18 protein-coding genes are annotated in these 20,938 nt (G+C 59.8%); 10 read left to right on the plus strand and 8 right to left on the minus strand.

What is annotated here, in order from left to right:
- Window positions 1-155: 155 nt before the first annotated feature.
- Window positions 156-1,208 (plus strand): adenylate/guanylate cyclase domain-containing protein, encoded by a 1,053-nt coding sequence (locus tag ACYJRZ_RS13315; RefSeq protein WP_459459368.1) that lies wholly within the window; start codon window positions 156-158, stop codon window positions 1,206-1,208.
- A gap of 163 nt (window positions 1,209-1,371) precedes the next feature.
- Entirely contained in the window at window positions 1,372-2,730 is a 1,359-nt protein-coding gene (locus ACYJRZ_RS13320) for an esterase-like activity of phytase family protein (RefSeq protein WP_459459614.1), read from the plus strand.
- Between the two features lie 50 nt (window positions 2,731-2,780).
- Here the strand turns inward: ACYJRZ_RS13320 and ppx are convergent, their stop codons facing one another.
- The 4 genes from ppx to ACYJRZ_RS13340 all read right to left on the minus strand — a co-directional run bounded on the left by ppx (window position 2,781) and on the right by ACYJRZ_RS13340 (window position 8,436).
- Entirely contained in the window at window positions 2,781-4,301 is a 1,521-nt protein-coding gene (gene ppx, locus ACYJRZ_RS13325; RefSeq protein WP_459459370.1) for an exopolyphosphatase, read from the minus strand.
- 11 nt (window positions 4,302-4,312) lie between these two features.
- Complete coding sequence (locus ACYJRZ_RS13330) at window positions 4,313-6,514, minus strand: RNA degradosome polyphosphate kinase (protein WP_459459372.1); 2,202 nt, start codon at window positions 6,512-6,514, stop codon at window positions 4,313-4,315.
- Window positions 6,515-6,589: 75 nt separating this feature from the next.
- Window positions 6,590-7,303 carry a DnaA regulatory inactivator HdaA gene (hdaA, locus tag ACYJRZ_RS13335; RefSeq protein ID WP_459459374.1) on the minus strand — a complete coding sequence of 238 codons (714 nt, stop codon included), beginning with the start codon at window positions 7,301-7,303 and terminating at the stop codon, window positions 6,590-6,592.
- A gap of 2 nt (window positions 7,304-7,305) precedes the next feature.
- Window positions 7,306-8,436: an AI-2E family transporter gene (locus tag ACYJRZ_RS13340; protein WP_459459376.1), complete on the minus strand. Its 1,131-nt coding sequence runs from the start codon at window positions 8,434-8,436 to the stop codon at window positions 7,306-7,308.
- Window positions 8,437-8,658: 222 nt separating this feature from the next.
- Here ACYJRZ_RS13340 and purM point away from each other — a divergent pair, with 222 nt between their 5' ends.
- Together purM and purN are read left to right on the plus strand one after the other, a co-directional pair.
- Window positions 8,659-9,732: a phosphoribosylformylglycinamidine cyclo-ligase gene (gene purM, locus ACYJRZ_RS13345; protein ID WP_112344125.1), complete on the plus strand. Its 1,074-nt coding sequence runs from the start codon at window positions 8,659-8,661 to the stop codon at window positions 9,730-9,732.
- Window positions 9,729-10,400, plus strand: coding sequence for a phosphoribosylglycinamide formyltransferase (gene purN / locus ACYJRZ_RS13350; RefSeq protein ID WP_459459378.1), 672 nt, complete (start codon window positions 9,729-9,731; stop codon window positions 10,398-10,400). The genes purM and purN overlap by 4 nt, the downstream gene beginning before the upstream one ends.
- Before the next feature lie 3 nt (window positions 10,401-10,403).
- Here purN and ACYJRZ_RS13355 read toward each other — a convergent pair whose 3' ends face one another.
- The 3 genes from ACYJRZ_RS13355 to ACYJRZ_RS13365 all read right to left on the minus strand — a co-directional run bounded on the left by ACYJRZ_RS13355 (window position 10,404) and on the right by ACYJRZ_RS13365 (window position 14,422).
- Window positions 10,404-11,573: an alpha-D-ribose 1-methylphosphonate 5-triphosphate diphosphatase gene (locus ACYJRZ_RS13355; protein ID WP_459459380.1), complete on the minus strand. Its 1,170-nt coding sequence runs from the start codon at window positions 11,571-11,573 to the stop codon at window positions 10,404-10,406.
- Between the two features lie 135 nt (window positions 11,574-11,708).
- Window positions 11,709-12,302 (minus strand): NUDIX domain-containing protein, encoded by a 594-nt coding sequence (locus tag ACYJRZ_RS13360; RefSeq protein ID WP_459459382.1) that lies wholly within the window; start codon window positions 12,300-12,302, stop codon window positions 11,709-11,711.
- Entirely contained in the window at window positions 12,299-14,422 is a 2,124-nt protein-coding gene (locus ACYJRZ_RS13365) for a molybdopterin-containing oxidoreductase family protein (RefSeq protein WP_459459384.1), read from the minus strand. The genes ACYJRZ_RS13360 and ACYJRZ_RS13365 overlap by 4 nt, the downstream gene beginning before the upstream one ends.
- Window positions 14,423-14,503: 81 nt before the next feature.
- On the opposite strand from ACYJRZ_RS13365, the gene ACYJRZ_RS13370 reads away from it, so the two are divergent.
- Entirely contained in the window at window positions 14,504-15,355 is an 852-nt protein-coding gene (locus ACYJRZ_RS13370; protein WP_459459386.1) for a 23S rRNA (adenine(2030)-N(6))-methyltransferase RlmJ, read from the plus strand.
- Window positions 15,356-15,388: 33 nt separating this feature from the next.
- Window positions 15,389-15,982, plus strand: a complete 594-nt coding sequence (locus ACYJRZ_RS13375; protein ID WP_459459388.1) for a glutathione S-transferase — start codon at window positions 15,389-15,391, stop codon at window positions 15,980-15,982.
- 99 nt (window positions 15,983-16,081) lie between these two features.
- Here the strand turns inward: ACYJRZ_RS13375 and ACYJRZ_RS13380 are convergent, their stop codons facing one another.
- A complete protein-coding gene (locus ACYJRZ_RS13380) occupies window positions 16,082-16,714 on the minus strand; it encodes an outer membrane protein (RefSeq protein WP_015339392.1) in 633 nt (210 codons plus the stop codon).
- 362 nt (window positions 16,715-17,076) lie between these two features.
- Between ACYJRZ_RS13380 and ACYJRZ_RS13385 the strand changes: the two genes are divergently transcribed.
- The 4 genes from ACYJRZ_RS13385 (at window position 17,077) to moaD (ending at window position 20,936) form a co-directional block, all read left to right on the plus strand.
- Window positions 17,077-17,844, plus strand: coding sequence for an SDR family oxidoreductase (locus ACYJRZ_RS13385; protein WP_459459390.1), 768 nt, complete (start codon window positions 17,077-17,079; stop codon window positions 17,842-17,844).
- Window positions 17,841-19,883, plus strand: coding sequence for an excinuclease ABC subunit UvrC (uvrC, locus tag ACYJRZ_RS13390; protein WP_459459392.1), 2,043 nt, complete (start codon window positions 17,841-17,843; stop codon window positions 19,881-19,883). The genes ACYJRZ_RS13385 and uvrC overlap by 4 nt, the downstream gene beginning before the upstream one ends.
- Before the next feature lie 211 nt (window positions 19,884-20,094).
- Window positions 20,095-20,682, plus strand: coding sequence for a CDP-diacylglycerol--glycerol-3-phosphate 3-phosphatidyltransferase (gene pgsA / locus ACYJRZ_RS13395; RefSeq protein WP_459459394.1), 588 nt, complete (start codon window positions 20,095-20,097; stop codon window positions 20,680-20,682).
- A complete protein-coding gene (gene moaD, locus ACYJRZ_RS13400; protein ID WP_069616328.1) occupies window positions 20,682-20,936 on the plus strand; it encodes a molybdopterin converting factor subunit 1 in 255 nt (84 codons plus the stop codon). The genes pgsA and moaD overlap by 1 nt, the downstream gene beginning before the upstream one ends.
- Window positions 20,937-20,938 lie beyond the last annotated feature (2 nt).

Consider the following 20,938-nt stretch of genomic DNA (forward strand, 5'->3'; position numbering starts at 1 on the left):
GTATGATTCGCACATCGAGATGCTGGCTGCCATCACGATTGCGCCGCAAATCTCGTGAAATGAACGTCTTGTGTAATCGTTCTATTCGATGACGTTCCGGTTTGCCGGCGCAATCCCGCGTCGATAACAGGCGTCGCTTCTCGGCGGAAAAGTGAATGGGCATTTTCCATTCGATGCGCAACTGGATCCTGACATCGCTATTCGTCGCTTCGACGGGCGTTATCTACGGCAAACTATTCTTCCCACAGGCGCCGATGTACATCGGTGCCGTCTTCGCGCTGTTCTGCGGCATGCCGCTGCTGGTCTTCGAACGCCGCATGATCCTGCCGCGGCTGAACGACTGGATGCATCGGCTGCCGACACCGGCCTTCATCCTTTCTGCCCTGATCGTCGATTTCCTGCTGATGAGCGCCGGCTACGCCATGGCGGGAAGTATCATGAAACTGCTGGGGCTGGTCGATGGCGCCTGGAAAGATCTCACGCTGCTGACGATAGACGTTTATCTCTATGCCGTCGTCGTAACCGCCATAGTCATTTTCATCGGCCGAGTGCGGGAATTGCTCGGGCGCGATGTCTTCTCCAGCCTGTTGACCGGCCGCTACCGCAATCCGGTGCAGGAGGAGCGCGTCTTCCTTTTCATCGATCTCGTCGGCTCGACGGCTTTTGCCGAGGAGCATGGTGACTTGAAAACACAGGCATTCCTCGGCGCGGTTTTCGGTGCCATGGCCGAGCCGGTACGGCGGCACAAGGGCGCGATCGACGACTATATCGGCGATGCCGCTATCATCACTTGGCCGCTCCAACGGGGCGTCAAAAATGCCAATTGCGTGCGCTGCGTCTTCAACATCCTCGACGATATCGAAAAGAACGCCGAGACCTGGCTGAAATCCTACGGCAGGGTACCGCGTTTGCGAGGCGCTCTGCACGGCGGCAGCGTCGTAACGGCCGAAATCGGCGTCGACCACCACAAGATCGCCTATTTCGGCGATACGGTGAATACGACCGCAAGGCTGGAGTCTCTCTGCAAAACGCTGGAGCGCCAGGTGTTGATTTCCAGCGACCTTGCCGGACGGATGGAGCTTCCGGAAGGAATCATCAAGGAAGAGCTGGGCGAACATGCCGTTCGCGGCCGCGACCAGCACCTTGGCGTCATCGCCCTTCACACGCAGGACCGGCAAGCGTTGAAGAGCGTTCGCGGTAGATCGTAAACAATACGAATTATTGGCTGTATTTCGATATTGATGCACGCCTGAGCTTCACAGCCTATGGGTTGTCCACAGTCACCAAATCTTCACCTAAGCGTTAATTCGCAGACATGGGTCGCCTGTTAAGCGGAGTTGTTTTTGCCACTCTCCACCACAAGGTGACATGATGACCCGATTCCTTTCCGCTTCCACGGCACTTCTTATCCTGCTTGCCGCCTCGGCGCAGGCAGACGAGCAGCAATTCAAGGCAAAGCTCGTCGGCCAAGCGATCCTGCCGGCCAACACCATCACTGCCGCACCCGCCGATGCGGCCGATTTCCTGAAAACGTCAGGCAAATTCACCACGCCGGATCGCAAGCGCACCGACGCTCTCGGCACCGTGCCGGGCAAGGACGGTGCCCGTGTCACCGACCTCAAGTTGCCCTTCGCCGGTCAGCCGATCCAGGGCTTTTCCGGCATCAAGACCATGCCTGACGGCACGTTCTGGACGCTCTCCGACAACGGCTTCGGCTCCAAGCAGAACTCGTCGGATGCGATGCTTTTCCTACATCAGGTGAAGTTCGACTGGGACAGCGGCAAGGTCGAGGTCGTCAAGAACCTGTTCCTGTCCGACCCGAACAAGAAGGCCCCCTTCCCGATCGTTATGGAAGGCGCCGACAAGCGTTACCTGACGGGCGCCGACTTCGACATCGAATCGATCCAGCCGGTTGCCGATGGCTTCTGGATCGGCGACGAGTTCGGTCCCTACCTGCTGAAATTCGATACGAACGGCCAGCTGACCGACGTCTTCGCAACGACGCTCGACGGCAAGCCGGTTCTGTCTCCTGACAATCCGCTGATCCAGCTGCCCGGCAACCCCACCCAGAAGATGCCGGCCTTCAACCTGAAGCGCTCCGGCGGCTTCGAGGGCCTCGCCATGTCGAAGGACGGCTCCAAGCTCTACGGTCTGTTGGAAGGTCCGATCTACAAGGATGACGGCCAGATGGAGAGCGTCGACGGCAAGACGGCCATCCGTGTCATCGAATTCGACGTTGCCTCGAAGAGCTGGACTGGCCGCAGCTGGCTCTATCCCTTTGCTGACAAGGGCGTTTCGATCGGCGATTTCAACATGCTTGATGAAACGACGGCCCTGGTCATCGAACGTGACAATGGCGCCGGCACGAAGGACAAGGCCTGCGCCGATCCCAAGCAGCCGAAACCGGATTGCTTCGAAGCTCCGGCCGAACTGAAGCGCGTCTATAAGATCGAGTTCAGCGACGCCAATGTCGGCAAGTCCGTTCGCAAGATCGGCTATATCGACCTGCTGCACATCGAAGATCCCGATCACAAGCGCCGCCAGGGCGGCGGCGAAGGCTTTTACGACATGCCCTTCGTCACCATCGAGAATGTCGATCGCGTCGATGCCACGCATATCGTCATAGGCAATGATAACAACCTGCCCTTCTCGGCAGGGCGCGCCGTCGACAAGGCTGACGACAACGAGTTCAGCCTTCTTGAGGTGGGTGATTTCCTGAACGCGAAATAAGTCGCGGCGAAACGGCCTCTCCCCAATTGATGGGGAGAGGCTTCAAAACTTTATTCGAAGCGGAAGGCCAGCCGGCGGTTGGTGAGCTTGCCGAGCTGCTGCAGCCGCCCATCCAGTCGCTCGCCGGCAAAATCGTGATATTCGGCGGGAACGACGAATTCGAGATCCACATCCGGGTTTGTCGAACGGCGGAACGACAGGTTGCGCACGATACCGGGCATCGACGCCGAGAAGAGATAAACGACACGCAACAGGCCGCCTAGCAGCTTGGCGCGTTCGATGTAGAGAGGTGTTGCGATCGTTGCCAGCGGTTCGGTCGCTCCGTCGTCGTTCAAACCCTCGAAACGATAGTAATTGGCAAGTGCGATGAAGGCGCGGCCTGCATGGGTAATGCCGACAAAGGAGGTATGGGCGATGATGTTTAGCGCCTGCAAGCCGCGATAATCAGGATGGGCTCGCCAGCTGATATCGGCAAGCAGGCAGGCTGCCTGGCGATAGCGGCTCTCTTCTTCGGTCTCGGTGATGCCGAAAAAGGGCATCATCCGCCCGGTCCAATCGGCCAGTTCACGGGCATGTTCCGGGGAACGCGCACGCAGAATGGCAAGCTCGCCGGCTGCAGTGAGCAGCGGATCGCTGTTACGCTCCGCTTCCGTTAGCAGCGAATAGAGATAGCCTTCGCGAACGCCCTGAGCGGAAAATGAGATGATGGACGGCTTCATGGCGGTCAGCACTTCCCGCATCGCGACTGCGCCGAAAGGGAGCAACGAGCGGCGATGCTTGGACACCGCCTGAAATGCTGGATCCTTCGAATCCTTCGATTCGACGATCTGATCGAGGAAGCGCAGCATCTCGTCGAGCTGCACCTCATAGCCCTGCATCATGTGCAGAGGATATTTGCGGATTTCCATATGCAGCTTGGCTACGCTTCGCCATGTGCCGCCGACCGCATAGAAAGTGCGGCCCTCGCCCTTGCTCAAGAGCTTCGCGGTCTTGACGTGCTTGCGCGCGAAGCTGCGCGCCTTATCGATTGAGCCGCCGGCATATTCCGACAGGCGCAGACCACCGAGCGGCAGCGTGATGCCCTTGCCGATTTCCCGATCCTTGATGTCGATCAGCTCCAGCGAGCCGCCACCAAGATCTCCGGCAATGCCATCGGGGTGGTAAAAACCGCTGATAATGCCAAGCGCGGAAAAGCGTGCCTCTTCTTCGCCCGAAAGCACCCGCACTTTGCGCTGGAGGATGGCTTCTGCCTGATGGATGAACTGCGGACTATTGCTGGCCTCGCGTGCTGCGGCTGTCGCTAACACGTAGATGGTGGATGCGCGCGCCTGATCGGAGAGCGCCTTGAAGCGATGCAGCGCGGCCAATGCCCGCGCTACGCTTTCCTCATCCATCTTTCCCGTCAGTGCTATGCCCTTGCCCAGGCCGCATAGCACTTTTTCGTTGAAGAGGATGGTCGGCGATCTCGAATGGCCTTCATAAACGACAAGACGGACCGAATTCGACCCGATATCGACAACGGAGACAGGGGCGATGCCCGGAAGACGCCCCTGGGCTTCTGATTCAACCATGCAGGTCCAATTTATTTGTTGCGGCCCGACAGCAGCCCAGCGATGAGTTTCGGTGCGCTGGATTTCAAGGCTTCACCACGGCCGGACAGGCTGGGATTGGTCATGAAATACTGCTGTGCATTGAATGGCTCTTTTCCCTGACGCACTTCCATGCGCCGTGAAGTCCCGTCCGGCAATATCTCGTAGCTTTGCTGATTGTCAATGATATTGCCCAGCATGATCTGTGAAAGCACCTGTTCATGCACGGTCTTGTTGGTGAGCGGCACGAGGGTTTCGACGCGGCGATCGAGGTTGCGCGGCATCATGTCGGCGGAGCCGATATAGACCAGCGCCTTGTCGGACGGCAGGCCATGGCCATCGCCGAAGCAGAAGATACGGCTGTGCTCTAGGAAGCGGCCTACGATAGACTTGACGCGGATCCTTTCAGAAAGCCCGGGAATCTGCGGACGCAGGCAGCAAATGCCTCGCACCACAAGCTCGATATCGACGCCAGCGTTGCTGGCGCGATACAGAGCGTCGATGATATCGGGATCGACGAGAGAATTCATCTTCATCCAGATCGCACCCGGACGGCCGTTCTTGGCATGTTCGATCTCGCCTTCGATATGCTGAAGGATGCGAGGACGCAGCGTATAAGGCGAAACGGCGATCTTCATGCCCTGTTCCGGCTCACCGTAACCGGTGATGAAGTTGAAGATGTTCGCCATGTCATGGGCGATCGTCGGATCGCAGGTGAAATAGGAAAGGTCGGTGTAAATCTTGGCAGTGACCGGATGGTAGTTGCCGGTACCGAGATGGCAATAGGTGCGGAGCTTGCCGTCTTCGCGGCGCACGACCATGGACATTTTCGAATGGGTCTTGAGTTCGATGAAGCCGAAGACGACCTGCACGCCGGCGCGCTCCAGATCGCGCGCCCAGCGGATATTGGCTTCCTCGTCGAAGCGGGCCTTCAGTTCCACCAGCGCCGTAACCGATTTGCCGAGATCGGCTGCATCGATCAGCGCGCGCACGATCGGGCTATCGTTCGAGGTACGGTAAAGCGTCTGTTTTATCGCCAGAACATCAGGATCCCTAGCAGCCTGGAGAAGAAACTGGACCACCACGTCGAAGGATTCATAGGGGTGGTGGACGACCATGTCCTTTTCGCGGATTGCGGCGAAGCAATCACCGGCATGTTCGCGGACGCGCTCAGGAAATCGGGCGTTGTAGGGCTCGAAACGCAGATCGTCGCGCGGCGCCTTGCAGATTTCGGAGAGCGTATTGAGCGCCAGCAGGCCGGGCAGAACCGCGATGCGGTTTCCCGGAACGTTCAGCGATTCCACCACGAACTGGCGAAGCTCGAGGGGCATTTCGGAGTCCGTCTCGATGCGGATCACCGAGCCGCGGCGGCGCCGCTTCAGCGCGGTTTCGAAGAAGCGCACCAAATCCTCGGCCTCTTCCTCGACTTCGATATCGCTGTCTCGAATGATGCGGAAGGTACCCGAGCCCTGCACCTCGTAGCCGGGATAGAGCCGGTGGATGAAGATGTTCACCACATCCTCAAGCGTGATATAGCGGATGACGTTGCTCGCATCCGGCAGGCGCACGAAGCGGTCGAGCGCCGGCGGCAGGCGCAACAGCGCCGTCATCGGCTCGCGGCCGTTCATGCTCTTCAGCTGCAGCGCGATCGAGAAGCCGAGATTCGGAATGAACGGGAACGGATGGGCTGGGTCGATGGAAAGCGGCGTCAGGACCGGGAAGATCGCCTGTTCGAACTCGGTGTGGAGCCACTGGCGGTCGGCATCGGAAAGCGCAGCCGGACGGACGATCAGAATATCTTCCTTGGCGAGGTACTGCTGCAGGACAGCAAGCGAAGCCTGCTGCTCCATCTGAAGATTGTCGATCTCGCGCAGGATATCGTCGAGCTGCTCGGCGGGCGTCTTGCCGTCCGGAGTGCGCACCAGGATCTTCTGGCGCACCTGGCCTTCAAGGCCGGCAACACGCACCATGAAAAATTCATCGAGGTTGGCGGCGGAGATAGAGAGGAAGCGAACGCGCTCTAGCAGCGGATGCGCGGTGTTCAGCGTTTCTTCAAGGACGCGGCGGTTGAACTGCAGCCAGGAGAATTCGCGGTTGATGAAGCGCTCGGGGCTGGTCAGCAATTCGCTGACCGCAGGTGCGGCCTCTGGATTTTCCTGGTTGGCGTCCTGATGTTCCGTGAGTGCCGAGTCCATGTTCCACCTACCCTCTTTCCAATCCTGTGCCACGTATATCAGTTTGACGACGGAACTGTGACAGCCGATATCAAGTCAATCCGGCTGACCAGAGCCACCCAGTTCGTTCAAGACCTCGGCGGCCAAGAGGCGCGTGATCCTTGTCCCTCGCGCCAATGCCAGCCGGTCCAGCCTGTCGACGATCAGCTGTGCTGCATTCAGGGAACGCTCCATCCGATTGACGATATAGAGGACGAGTTTGTCATCGATATAAAGCTGGCGGTCGGCGAAGAGCTTGACGATCACCTGCGACAGCAATTCCTCGTCCGGCTCGCCGATCTCGACCACCGTCGCTGCCTTCAAGCGCGAGCGCAGGTCAGGCAGCGTCACCGGCCAGGACATCGGCCAAAGCCTACTCGTCATCAAAAGACTAGTGCCGTTTTCACGCACGCTGTTGATGACATGGAAGAGCTCGGTGTCGTCAAAACCAAGGCGATCCACGTCTTCGAAGATGACGGGGCCGTTCGCCGCTGCGACTGCGGCATCGGAGCCGCCCACCGGGTGAATGTGGACTGCCCCGCATCGCTCTGCCCAGATGCTGGCAAGATGCGATTTGCCGGAGCCGACGGGACCGGCCAGGATGACGACCGGCGACGGCCAGTGCGGCCAGGAATCGACGATCTTCACCGCCGCGCTCAAGGGATCGGCGACGAGCAGATCGTCGCGCCCGTTTGCGGGATCATGCGTAAAGGCCAAGGGCAGCTGCTCGGCGGCCTTGCGCCTTAGATCAGCGTTCTTTGCGTCGGTCATGTCTAGCTATTCTCGGTCTTGCCGGCCTTGGCTCTGCGCGCCTTGCCCGCTTCCGAGCGTCCATAATAGAGATCGCTCTGAAGGTAGCGCGAAAGGGCAAAGCGGACAAGAACGCCGCAGGCGGCGGCGGCAGGAACGGCTATCAGCAGCCCAACGAAGCCGAAAAGCGCGCCGAAGGCAAAAAGGGCGAACATCAACCAGACCGGATGCAGGCCCACGCTTTCGCCGACGAGCTTCGGCTGGAGCACATTACCTTCCAGAAATTGGCCTGTGAAGAAGACGACGAGCGTCAGGCCGACCCAGAGATAGTCCGGCCAGAACTGAACCAGTGCGACGCCGACGGCCAGAACGAGGCCGACCATCGAACCGACATATGGAATGAAACTGATCATGCCAGCAAAGAGGCCGATCAGCAGGCCAAAGTTTAGACCGACCAGCGAGAGACCGACGCCATAGTAGACGCCGAGAATAATGCAGAGCGAACCCTGCCCTCGAATAAAGCCGGCGATCGCCTGATCGATCTCGCGAGCAATCTGGCGAACGGTGGCAACGTGATCGCGCGGGATCCAGTCGTCTACCTTGGCGACCATCCGATCCCAGTCGAGCAGCATATAGAAGGCAACAACCGGGGTCACGACCATCAGCGAGATGATGTTGACCAGCGCCTTGCCGGAACTCCAGAGCTGCGCGAACAGACCGCCGACGAAGCTCAGACCTTCGGACATGATGCTGGAGAAGTTGTCCTTGATCGCGCCGAGCTGGTTGCGGATCCAGTCGGGCAGCACCATGGTCTGCGCCTTGGCGATGAGCTGTTGTATCTGCTGTACATAGGTCGGAATATGCTGGAGGAAATCGTTGAACTGATTGACGATGATCGGGATGAAGATCGTCAGCGCCAGCGCGAAGATCAGTATGAAGGAAACGAGGATTACCACTGTCGCCATCAGGCGGCTGAGGCCGATCCGCTCCAGCCGATCGGCGACCGGATCGAGGAAATAGGCTACCGCCATGCCAGCGATGAATGGCAGCAGGATCGTGCTGAAGATATAGATAAAGGCGATGAAGACGACGAGCACGATCACCCAGAAGGTGACTTGACGCTTGAGGCTCGCCCCGCTGACCTTTTGCTCCATCGTCTTCCCCGTTGTTTCGCGCCCGTTTGCCGTGTGCTTAGGACATAGGATGATGCCGCAATTATGGTCAAGTCTGCGGCCGGAAATCTGCCTTGAGCAATGGGAAGCGGGGAAAATCGGAGGGTTTGCGGCGCTTGCGCCTTGCATAACGGCCCCTATCATGCAATGGCGAGCCGATCAAAGCCCTGTCATAATGGACGGGCGGCCATCGGAGGCGGAAGCATGAGCCAGTCTGGGAAAAACGGTCTGACCTATAGCGACGCGGGCGTCGATATCGATGCCGGCAACCTGCTGGTCGAAAAGATCAAGCCTGCCGTCCGTTCGACACGCCGGCCGGGCGCGGATGGCGAGATCGGCGGCTTCGGCGGCCTCTTCGACCTCAAGGCCGCCGGCTTCACTGATCCGGTGCTTGTCGCCGCCAATGACGGCGTCGGCACCAAGCTGAAGATCGCGATCGACGCCAACTATCACGACACTGTCGGCATCGACCTCGTCGCCATGTGCGTGAACGATCTGGTCGTCCAGGGCGCCGAGCCGCTCTTTTTCCTGGATTACTTTGCCACCGGCAAGCTCGACCCAGACCAGGGCGCCGCAATCGTCGGCGGCATCGCGGCCGGCTGCCGTGATGCAGGCTGTGCGCTGATCGGCGGCGAGACGGCGGAAATGCCAGGCATGTATTCCCACGGCGATTACGATCTGGCGGGCTTTGCCGTCGGAGCGGCCGAGCGCGGCCAGCTCCTGCCCTCGGGTGACATTGCCGAGGGCGACATCATTCTCGGCCTCGCCTCGTCGGGCGTTCATTCCAACGGCTTCTCGCTGGTACGCAAGATTGTCGAGCTTTCCGGCCTTGGCTGGGATGCGCCCGCGCCATTCGCAGAAGGCAAGGCGCTGGGCGAAGCGCTGCTGACGCCGACGCGCATCTATGTGAAGCCGCTGCTGAAAGCTATCCGCGAAACCCACGCCCTCAAGGCGCTTGCCCACATCACCGGCGGCGGCTTTCCGGAGAACATTCCGCGCGTGCTGCCGAAGCACCTGGCCGCCGAAATCGATCTGGCCGCGGTCAAGGTGCCGCCGGTCTTCTCCTGGCTTGCCAAGACAGGCGGCGTCGAAGCGAAGGAAATGCTGCGCACATTCAACTGCGGCATCGGCATGATCGTGGTCGTCGCTCAAGAGAATGTCGATGCCGTGAAGGCCGTGCTTGAGGCTGAAGGCGAAGCCGTCGTTACGCTCGGCCGCATGGTCGCCCGCGAAGAAGGCGCTCCCGGCACCGTCTATAAGGGCACGCTCGCTCTATGACCACGCAGCGCAAACGCGTCGTCGTCTTCATCTCGGGCGGCGGCTCCAACATGCTGGCTCTTCTGAAGGCCACAAAGGCAGCGGACTACCCGGCCGAGATCGTTGGCGTCATCTCCGACAAGGCCGATGCGGGTGGTCTCGCCAAAGCTGCGGCGGAAGGCATTGCGACCTTCGCCTTCATGCGCAAGGAATTTGCCAGCAAGGAAGCCCATGAAGAGGCGATCCTTGCGCAGCTTGAAGCCCTCTCGCCCGATATCATCTGCCTTGCCGGCTATATGCGGCTGCTCTCCGGCCGCTTCATCCAGGCCTACAAAGGCCGGATCATCAACATTCATCCCTCTCTGCTGCCGCTTTTCCCCGGCCTGCACACGCATCAGCGCGCCATCGACGCCGGCATGCGCATTGCCGGCTGCACCGTGCATTTCGTCACCGAAGGCATGGACGAAGGTCCTGTCGTCGGCCAAGCGGCCGTGCCTGTGCTGACCAACGACACCGCTGACAGCCTTGCCGCCCGCGTGCTCACGGTCGAGCATCAACTCTATCCGCAATCGCTGCGGCTGCTGGCGGAAGGCAAGGTCAGGATGGAAGACGGCAAGGCCGTGAGCCTTGCGGGGACGTCTGCCGCCCGCGATCGGCAGATCTTGTCACTGCTCGGTGACGCAAGCTAACTTTCAAGCAGCAATTGCCATCAGCGGATGCAGCGTGCCGTCGCTATAGACGATGCGGCCGCCGCGGAAGGTGGCACGGATGCGGTGAACCGAACCGGGCTCGACAGCCACCAGATCGGCAAGCTGGCCGACGGCGATTTCGCCGCGATCCGTCAGACCGGCGGAACGGGCGGCGTTGGAGGTTGCCGTCGCAACGGCCGCCGGCAGACCACCGGAAACCACGTCCGCAATCTTGAAGATCGCCGGCACGAAGGCGGCCGGGTGATAATCGGCCGCGATGATGCCGAGCAGACCGGAGCGCGCGGCATCCACAGCGCTGAGATTGCCGGACATGGACTGGCCGCGCAGTGCGTTCGGCGCCCCCATCAGAGTCCAGAGACCGCGACGGCAGGCTTCTTCCGCAGCCGGTCCCGTCACCGGAAACTCGCTGATCGTCACGCCGAGATCGTGCATCGCCGCCACCTTCTCGGGGCTATCGTCATCATGCGAGGCGAGCGACAGCTTGTGCTTCAGCGCAAGTTCGACCACGTCATGGAGCTTGCGTTCGATCTCAGGGTCTTCGCGTTGCGCGATGCGCTTTGCCACGACTTCCTCGGCCGCCTCGCGCGACATGGACCGGCGCTCGGACATGCTGCGTATGTAGCTTTCGATGTCGTTATACTGCCCCTGCCCCGGTGTATGGTCGGTGAGCGAAACCATATCGACGGAGCCTTCTTCCAGGAGCCGCTCCAGGGTCGAAGCCGCGCCAAGATTGGTGATTTCGTAGCGTGCATGAACGCGATGATCGATCAGAAGTTCGTCGCGCAGGCTGCCGATCCCTCGAATGACCGCCGACGTGGTTTCGAGCGAGCGGACGTGGCCATAGACGCTTTCGGTCGCAAAGGAGAGCGCCGCAAAGGCGGTGGTGACGCCGGCTGCCGCCAGCTTCTTGTCCAGTTCATGAATGCCGAAATCGATCGGCATCATCGCATTCGGCCGTGGCGCGATCTCGCGCTCCACCATGTCGCAGTGCAGATCGACGAAGCCCGGCATCAGCAAGCGGCCACCGCCGTCGAACGTCGGCTGCGCCACCGGCTCCGAGCGGATTTCAGCAATCACGCCGCCCTCGATGCGCACCGCGCCCTTCTCGACGACTTCATGAGGAAGAACGAGCGTGAAATTGCTGAGCCACATCGGCTTTCTCCTGAAACAGCGTCCATAAGCGAAGGAGGGGCGGAAACATTCGCGTGTCTTCGGCCGCACGCCCCGGTAAGCTCGATTCGTGACAATGTGATGAATGGGAGAGCAAGCTCCCATCCATGCAGCCTCCTATTTCAGGCTGGCAACATTCAAGGCCGCCCATTGCAGCAGCATGATCGTCTTAGCGTCGCAGATATCACCCTTCTGGATCATCGCCATCGCGTCGGACAGGCGAACTTCCAGCACCTCTATATCCTCATGCTCTTCTTCAAGACCGCCGCCATCTGCGATGCGGTCGGTCGTGTCGATCACGGCAGCGAAGAAATGAATAACCTCCGTCGAGGAGCCGGGCGAGGTCATCGCCTTGAACAGGAAGCGGACGTCGCGCACGCGAAAGCCGGTCTCCTCCATTGCCTCGCGGCGGATGGCCGCTTCCGGATGGTCGCCGTCGAGCAATCCGGCGGGCACTTCGATCATCCAGGCCGGCTCGCCGACCAGCTGGACCGGCAATCGGTATTGCCGAACGAGCACCACGGTTTCTTGCTTGGGATCATAGAGGAGGATGCAGGCTGCCGGGGTGCGATGATAGACCTCGCGCTTCAGGCGATGCTTTTCGCCGCGCGAATCCGTGTAGTCGACCTCAAATGTGCTCAGCCGCGTCCATTGGTCCGCCAGCGTCTTTTCACTGGCGATCTCGGACTTCGCCTTTTCAAATTTACTCATCCCACGTCCTTGCGAAGCCATACCTTGTTATCGTGGACAGCCGCGCCGCCGTAAGGAGCAACCGGATCCGCGCCGGTGAGCACATTGATGCCCTCGCCGTCGACATGAGCCTTGTTCGGCCACAGTCCCTCCGCGATCAGCACACCGGGCTTCACTTCTGGGGTCACACGCGCATGCAGGCGGATATCGCCGCGCGAATTGCCGATGCGGACCAGCTCGCCATGGGCAATATCAAGCCGCTCGGCATCGGCCGGATTGACCATCACCTCGGGACGCCCTTCCTTCTGGCGCGACGTCTTCGTTTCCGCGAAACTCGAATTCAGGAAGTTGCGCGATGGCGAGGTCGCGAGCCGGAACGGATGCTCGGGATCGGCCACCTCGATAACGTCGACCTGATCCGGAAACTCGGGCAGCTCGACATGCGGCCCGAGCAATCCGACCGATGCTGGCGGACGGTTCGGCGCCGGCTGGTTGGTCCAATCAGGGCGGAAGCGGAACTTGCCGTCGGGATGGGCAAAACCCTTGATGAAATGTGCCTCCTCGAAATCCGGCTGGCGGTCGAACCATTTGTGCTCGAGAAAATAATCGTAGTCCGGCAGGCCGCTTCTGGACAGAACCCGGTCGATCATCTCACGGGCGGAGAAGCCAAAACCGGGGCGATCCGCAATGCCGAGGCGCTTGGCAAGCTCCTCGATCACGAAGAGATTGCTGCGAACGGTCGGCGGCGGCTCGACAAGCTTGGGACCGAGAAGAATGTGGTTCTGGCCACCGGCCCGGTAGATATCGTCATGCTCGACGAACATGGTGGCGGGGATGACGATATCGGCCATGTCGGCCGTATCGGTCATGAACTGCTCGTGCACAGCGACGAAGAGGTCGGAGCGGGCGAAACCGCGCTTCACCAGCCGCTGTTCCGGCGCGATATTCACCGGATTGGTGTTCTGGATCAGCATAGCCGTGACCGGACCGCGATGACGTAGCGCCACGGCATCACCGGTCAAGGCCCGGCCGATCTGCGACTGGTCGATCATGCGGACATCCATGTCCTTCATGGCGCGGCCGGTTAGTTCGCTCGCATCCATGCGGAAGATATCGCTGTTCGAATGAAAGGCGCCGCCGCCCTCATATTGCCAGGAGCCGAGCACCGTCGCGATCGAGGCTGCCGCGTGCATGGCGATCGCGCCGTTGCGCTGGCGGGTAAAGCCGTAGCCGAGGCGGAAATAGGTCTTCTTCGTCGTCCCCACGAGCTTGGCGAAAGCTTCGATCTCGTCGACCGAAAGGCCGGTGATTTCTGCGGCCCATGCCGGGGTCTTCGATTTCAAATGCTCTTCCAGGCCGGCGGGATCGTCGGCATATCTGGCCATGTAGTCGCGGTCGGCGTAGCCGTCGCGGAAGGCGATGTGCATGACGGCGCAGGCAAGGGCCGCATCCGTGCCCGGCTTCACGATCAAGGCCATGTCGGCCTGCTTCATCGTCGGATTGTCGTATATATCGACGACGACGATCTTGGCGCCGCGTTCCTTACGGGACTTGACCGCATGGGTCATGACGTTGACCTGGGTGGCAACCGCATTCGTACCCCAGATGACGACGCAATCGGTGCGGCCCATCTCGCGCGGATCGGGACCACGCAGCACTCCCGTCGCCATGGTGAAGCCCGTCCAGGCCGGATTGGTGCAGATCGATGAGAAGAAGCCGGAATAACGCTTGGCATGGCGCAGCCGCTCGATGGAATCACGCTGCACCCAGCCCATCGTTCCCGCATAGAAATAGGGCCAGATCGCCTCGCTGCCGTCCTTCGCTTCGGCCTTGATGAAGGCTTCGGCGATTTCGTCCAGCGCATCGTCCCAGGAGAGCTCCTGCCAGCGCCCCTCACCTTTGGCGCCGGCACGGCGCAGCGGTTTCATCAGACGATTGGGGTGATAAAGCCGCTCGGCATAGCGGGCGACCTTGGCGCAGATGACGCCGGCGGTATAGGAATGATCGTTGGCACCGCGAACCCGGCCGATCTTGCCGTCCTCAGTCAGATCGACCTCCAGCGCACAGGTGGAGGGACAGTCATGCGGACAGGCTGTGTGGCCGATGCGCGATTTGGCTTGGATAGGGGTCGCAATGTTCATGAGGTTTGTATATTTCAAGCGGAGACCGGCCACTAGAGACAATCCGGCCCATCTCAACAATTCATGCGGACTTCACCGACAATGAACTATCGGCACATCTACCACGCGGGCAATTTTGCCGATGTCTTGAAACATGCTGTTCTCGCGCGCCTCGTCCGCTACATGCAGAACAAGGACAAGGCCTTTCGCGTTCTCGATACCCATGCCGGCATCGGGCTTTACGATCTGTCGTCCGAGGAAGCTCAGAAGACCGGCGAGTGGCGTGACGGCATCGGCAGGGTGTTGGAGGCGGAACTCGTGCCGCAGGTCGCCGATCTGCTGGAGCCCTATCTCGCCGCCATAAGAGAATTGAACCCTGAAGGCGGCGTCAGGCTCTATCCCGGCTCGCCGAAACTCGCCCGCATGCTGTTTCGCCCGCAGGACCGGCTTTCGGCGATGGAACTGCATCCCGACGATTTCCAGCGACTGCACCGGCTGTTCGAGGGGGATCATCATGCCCGCGTTACGGAACTCGACGGCTGGTTGGCGCTCGGCGCGCATCTGCCGCCGAAGGAGAAACGCGGCATCGTGCTCGTCGATCCACCTTTCGAAGAGGAAGGTGAATATGAGCGGCTGATCGATGGGCTCGCAAAGGCCTGGCGCCGCTTTCCGGGCGGCACCTATTGCCTCTGGTATCCGATCAAGAAGGATGCGCCAATCAAGCAATTTCATGAAGCGCTACAGGCACTGGAAATTCCGAAATTGCTATGCGCCGAGCTGATCGTCAAAAGCGATCGCGGCTTCACTGGGCTTACCGGCTCCGGCCTTATCATCGTCAACCCGCCCTTCACGCTGAAGGACGAGTTGCATGCGCTGCTGCCGGCCTTGAAGGATATTCTGGCGCAGGATCGCTTCGCCTCGCAGCGCGCCTTCTGGCTGCGTGGCGAACATTGAGACTTTTCACATCCATATCACGCGGGTGATTTCATGAGACTTCTTTGCTCGTCCACTTCCCCCTTCTCCAGCAAGGTGCGCATGGCGGCCCGCCATCTCGGTATCGAGCTTGAGGAGATCCATGTCGACACGAATGCCGGTCCGACACTGCTGATCGACAACAATCCGCTCGGCAAGATCCCGACATTGCTGACTGCGGATGGCGAGGCCATTTTCGACAGCCGCGCCATCATGCATTATTTCGATCGTCGCGAGGGCGGGCTCTACCCATCGAAGAAGGGCAAACGCACCGAAATCGAGGTTCTGGAAGCGTTGATCGACGGCACCAACGAATGCCTGCTGTCGATCGTTTACGAGCGCCGCCTTCGCGAGCCTGAGAAGCAGCACCAGCCCTGGATCGACCGGCAGTGGACTAAGGTCAGCCGCGCCCTCACCCATCTTGACGCCGAGCTGCCGAAGATCGGCAAGAAGCTGCATGCAGGTCATTTCGCGCTTGCCTCCCTTGTCGGCTATCTGCAACTCCGCTTCGAAGGGCAGTGGGAAGCTGACTATGCGGGATTGACGGACTGGGCGCGCAAGTTCGAGAAGCGTTTCCCGGATTTTCCGAAGATGAAACCGCAAGTCTGAAGCGGTTCTGTGACGTCACGCGTCAGCAAGTGATATTGGGCAAACAAAAAAGCCGAGGTTTTCACCCCGGCTTTTCCTTCATTCCATGCGATCAAGTGATTAGAACTTGACGCCGATACCGACCTTGACGCTCTGCTCGTCGTAACCGCGAGAGAAGCGACCGGAGTCGAGGTCGAAGTTCTTCTTGCCGTAATCCGTGTAGCGGTACTCGAGGCGGGCGGTGATGTTGTTGGTGATGAAGGTTTCAGCACCTGCGCCGACCGTGTAGCCAACAGCCGTCTTGCTGTCGGACGAGGTAGCGTCTTCGAGCTTGTTCTGAGCGAGTGCCAGACCCGCCGTGCCGTACAGCATGAACGGGTTGAAGTCGTAGCCGATACGGCCGCGAACCGAGCCGTTGACACCGTTCTTGGCAGTCAGGCCGTTGCGGGTGCTGTCAATGCCAGCGTAGCCGAGGTCTGCTTCAACGCCGTATACGATCTGGCCCTGCTGCCAGTTGTAGCCGGTGAAGGCCTGGCCGCCGAAGCCATAGCCATTGCCGTTGTGGCTGAAATGACCTTTGCTCCAGTCGCCTGCACCACCGATGTAGAAGCCGGACCAGTTGTTGACGGCCGGAGCTGCTTCCTGAGCGACGGGCGGCTGCGGAATCTGCTCGACAGCGTCAGCGGCGTGAGCTGCGGTGTAGCCACCGAGGGCAAGGGTGGAGACCATGAGGGTCTTGATAAGAGTACGCATACTTTTCTCCTTTCAGGCCCGTGTGCCTCGCTTACTGTCCTTGACTGTGAAGCGCCACGAGCAATTAAACATATCCCTCCCGGATCGATGCTGAAATTGGATGGCAAATGAGGAATTGGAAGAGCCAAAATATGATATCATTGTGGCACAGACGTGGCTGAATTTCGATGTTGCTTCATCGCAACAGAGGAATTGTTAACCATAATCATTGGTTAAACCATGTATACTTATTTTAGACTAAATAAAACTCAAGTTTTACATAAGAAACCCAAGGGACATCATTTGCCCGCACATCTTTTCATATGGTGTATCGACGCCCTATATGAACGTCGATCGGGTAACGACGAGCAGAAGGCGATCTCTTGAGCCAGGAAAAACTACGCACGGCGCTGATAACCGGCGCGTCCAAAAGAATAGGTCTGGCAATTGCCGAGGATTTATCGGCTCATGGCTTCGCGGTGGCGTTGCACGCCAACCAATCCATCGGCGAAGCGGAGGAAATTGCGGCGAAACTGCGGCAAACGGGCCGTAGAGCCATGGCGATCAAGGCGGATCTGCAGAATTTGGAGGAGACATCAACCCTTGTCGAAAGGGTCGCGGATGAGCTCGGCCCGCTCAATCTTCTGGTCAACAACGCCTCGGCTTTTCTTGGCGATTCCGCCGATCATTTCGACGCTGAAGCCTTTGAGGCACATTTCGCCGTCCATGTGCGAGCGCCCTCGATTCTAGCCGCAGATTTCGTGCGGCAGCTTCCCGAGCCCTATCCGGGCTTGATCGTCAACATGGTCGATCAGCGGGTCTGGGCGCTCAATCCACGTTTCTATTCCTATACGCTGTCGAAAGCCGCTCTCTGGACCGCGACCCAGACGATGGCGCAGAGCTTTGCGCCGCGCATCCGCGTCAATGCGATTGGCCCAGGTCCGACGGTGCGCAGCGTGCGGCAGAGCGAGGAGGACTTTCAAGCGCAGATCGAGGGCCTCATATTGAAGGCGGCGCCGGGGCTCGAAGAATTCGGCCGGACCATCCGCTTTCTTTTTGACACGCCCTCGATCACGGGCCAAATGATAGCGCTCGATGGCGGCCAGCACCTTGCCTGGGAAACGCCAGACGTCTCGGAGAGTGCGGAATGAACGGAAGAAAGCTGCCCGACGGCGGCGTTCTCTATGACGAATCAGAGGATATCGAAGACGACATCGAGGTGGAGGGCGATGCCGTCGCCTCCCCTGTCGTGCCTGTTGACTGGAACGAAGGCGGAAAGAACGAAACCGGGCTTCGTGGCGCCGAACTGATCGCCGAATTCGTCAAGCGGCTGCCGAACAATCCCGGCGTCTATCGCATGTTCAACGAAGCTGGCGACGTGCTCTATGTCGGCAAGGCGCGAAACCTGAAAAAGCGCGTTTCCAATTATGCGCTAGGCAAGGTGCACTCCAACCGCATCGCCCGCATGGTACGCGAAACCGCCAATATGGAATTCGTCACCACGCGCACGGAAACAGAAGCGCTGCTGCTGGAAGCGAATCTCATCAAGCGTTTGCGCCCGCGCTTTAACGTGCTGCTGCGCGACGACAAATCCTTCCCTTATATTCTGATCACGGGCGACCATCGCGCGCCGGCGATCTTCAAGCATCGCGGCGCCCGCGCGCGAAAGGGCGATTATTTCGGGCCCTTCGCTTCGGCTGGAGCGGTCGGGCGTACCATCAATTCGCTGCAGCGGGCCTTTCTGATCCGCACCTGCACAGACAGCGTTTTCGAGACGCGCACGCGGCCCTGTCTGCTCTATCAGATCAAGCGCTGTTCCGGCCCCTGCACGCATGAGATCAGCGATGCAGGCTATGCTGAACTGGTACAGGAGGCGAAGGACTTCCTTTCCGGCAAGAGCCAGAACGTCAAGGCGCATATGGCCGAAGCGATGAACGCCGCCGCCGAAGATCTGGATTTCGAGCGCGCCGCGATCTTTCGCGATCGGCTTGCTGCGCTCTCGCATGTGCAGAGCCATCAGGGTATCAATCCGGCCGGCGTCGAGGAAGCGGACGTCTTCGCCATCCATCACGAAGGCGGCATTTCCTGCATCCAGGTCTTTTTCTTCCGCACCGGGCAGAACTGGGGCAACCGCGCCTATTTCCCTAAGGCCGATCCGTCGCTTTCCGGCGCCGAAGTACTGAATGCCTTCCTCGCGCAATTCTATGACGACAAGCCCGTGCCTCGGCAGATCCTGCTGTCGGAGACCATCGAGGAAATGGAACTGCTGGCGGCAGCGCTCAGCGAGAAAGCCGGGCACAAGGTCGCGATCCTCGTGCCGCAACGCGGCGAAAAGCGCGATCTCGTCGAGCATGTTATCGCCAATGCACGCGAGGCGCATGGCCGCAAGCTGGCGGAAACCGCCTCTCAATCGCGGTTGCTCGAAGGCTTCAAGGAAACATTCAAGCTTCCCTACACGCCGCAGCGCATCGAGATCTACGACAACTCCCATATCATGGGCACGAATGCGGTAGGCGGGATGGTTGTGGCAGGGCCGGAAGGCTTCGTCAAAAACCAGTACCGCAAGTTCAACATCAAATCGACCGACATCACGCCGGGCGACGACTTCGGCATGATGCGCGAGGTGATGACCCGCCGCTTCTCGCGACTGCTAAAGGAAGAGGGAAAGCCCGATCGGACGGCTGCCGTGGAAGCATCCGGCTCCGATGCGGCCGACCAACCCTTCCCCGCCTGGCCCGATGTCATCCTTATCGACGGCGGCCAGGGGCAGATGACAGCCGTGCGCGCCATCCTCGATGAGCTCGGGATCACCGACAGTGTCATTGCCATCGGTGTCGCCAAGGGCGTCGACCGCGAAGCCGGGCGTGAGCGCTTCTTCCCGCCATCACACGAGAGTTTCACCCTGCCGCCGCGCGATCCCGTGCTCTATTTCATACAGCGCCTACGCGATGAAGCACACCGCTTCGCCATCGGCTCGCACCGCGCTCGGCGCAAGAAGGAGATGGTCAAAAACCCGCTCGACGAGATCGGCGGCATCGGGCCTTCGCGCAAGCGCGCGCTGCTGCAGCATTTCGGCACCGCCAAAGCCGTATCGCGCGCTGCCCTATCGGATCTGATGGCGGTGGAGGGCATATCGGAAACCGTGGCGCGGCAGGTTTACAACCATTTCCACGAGGACGCCGCGAAATAAGCAATGCTGGTCGCAAATTCCACGCAATGACCGTGAAAAAACAGAAACAATATTGACGATAAGGTCGCCAAACCATCATCTAGGATTTGATCCCAAAAAGTGCGAAGCGGTTTTTGGAGAAGATCAAGAAAATCAAATGCCCGGAGCACGATGAAACCCGAAATCGAGGCTCATCGCGATCCGCCAAAACAACCGAAACGAAACGATTTCCATGGCTTCGCGCGCTTACAGCATCCCCAATCTGCTCACCTACGGCCGCATCCTCTGCGTACCCCTGATCGTTCTTTGCTTCTTCGTCGAAGGTAAGCTGGAGGGGTCCGATTTCGCACGCTGGGTCGCGCTCTGGATCTTCGTCATCGCTTCGATCACCGATTTCCTCGATGGCTATCTTGCGCGCATCTGGAACCAGACCTCGAATATCGGCCGCATGCTCGATCCGATTGCCGACAAGCTGCTGGTCTCCGCGATCCTGCTCCTGGTCGCCGCCGACGGTACCATCGCCGGCTGGTCTCTCTGGGCCGCCATCATCATCCTTTGCCGCGAAATCCTGGTTTCGGGCCTGCGTGAATATCTGGCGGCGCTGAAGGTCAGCGTTCCCGTAACCCGCATCGCAAAATGGAAGACGACCGCCCAACTCGTCGCCATCGCCTTTCTTCTGGCTGGGCCGGCGGGCGACAAGGTGATACCCTATACGACGGAGATGGGCATCGTCCTGCTCTGGGTCGCTGCGCTTTTGACCATCTATACCGGCTACGATTATTTCCGAGCCGGACTGAAGCATGTCGTGGATGAGGAATGATGACGAAACTCGTCTATTTCGCCTGGGTGCGCGAGCGGATCGGCAAAGCGGAAGAGGAGATCTCTCTTCCCGCCGATGTCGTCACCGTTGGGGATCTCCTGAGTCATTTGAAGGGTTTGGGCGAGGAATACGAGGCAGCACTTCAATTCCCTCAGGCGATCCGTGTTGCCATCAACATGGAGCATGCGGAGCACGATGAGCCTATCGCCGGAGCGCGGGAGATCGGGCTCTTCCCGCCGATGACCGGGGGGTGAAC

This window comes from Rhizobium sp. No.120 (genome assembly GCF_054558365.1).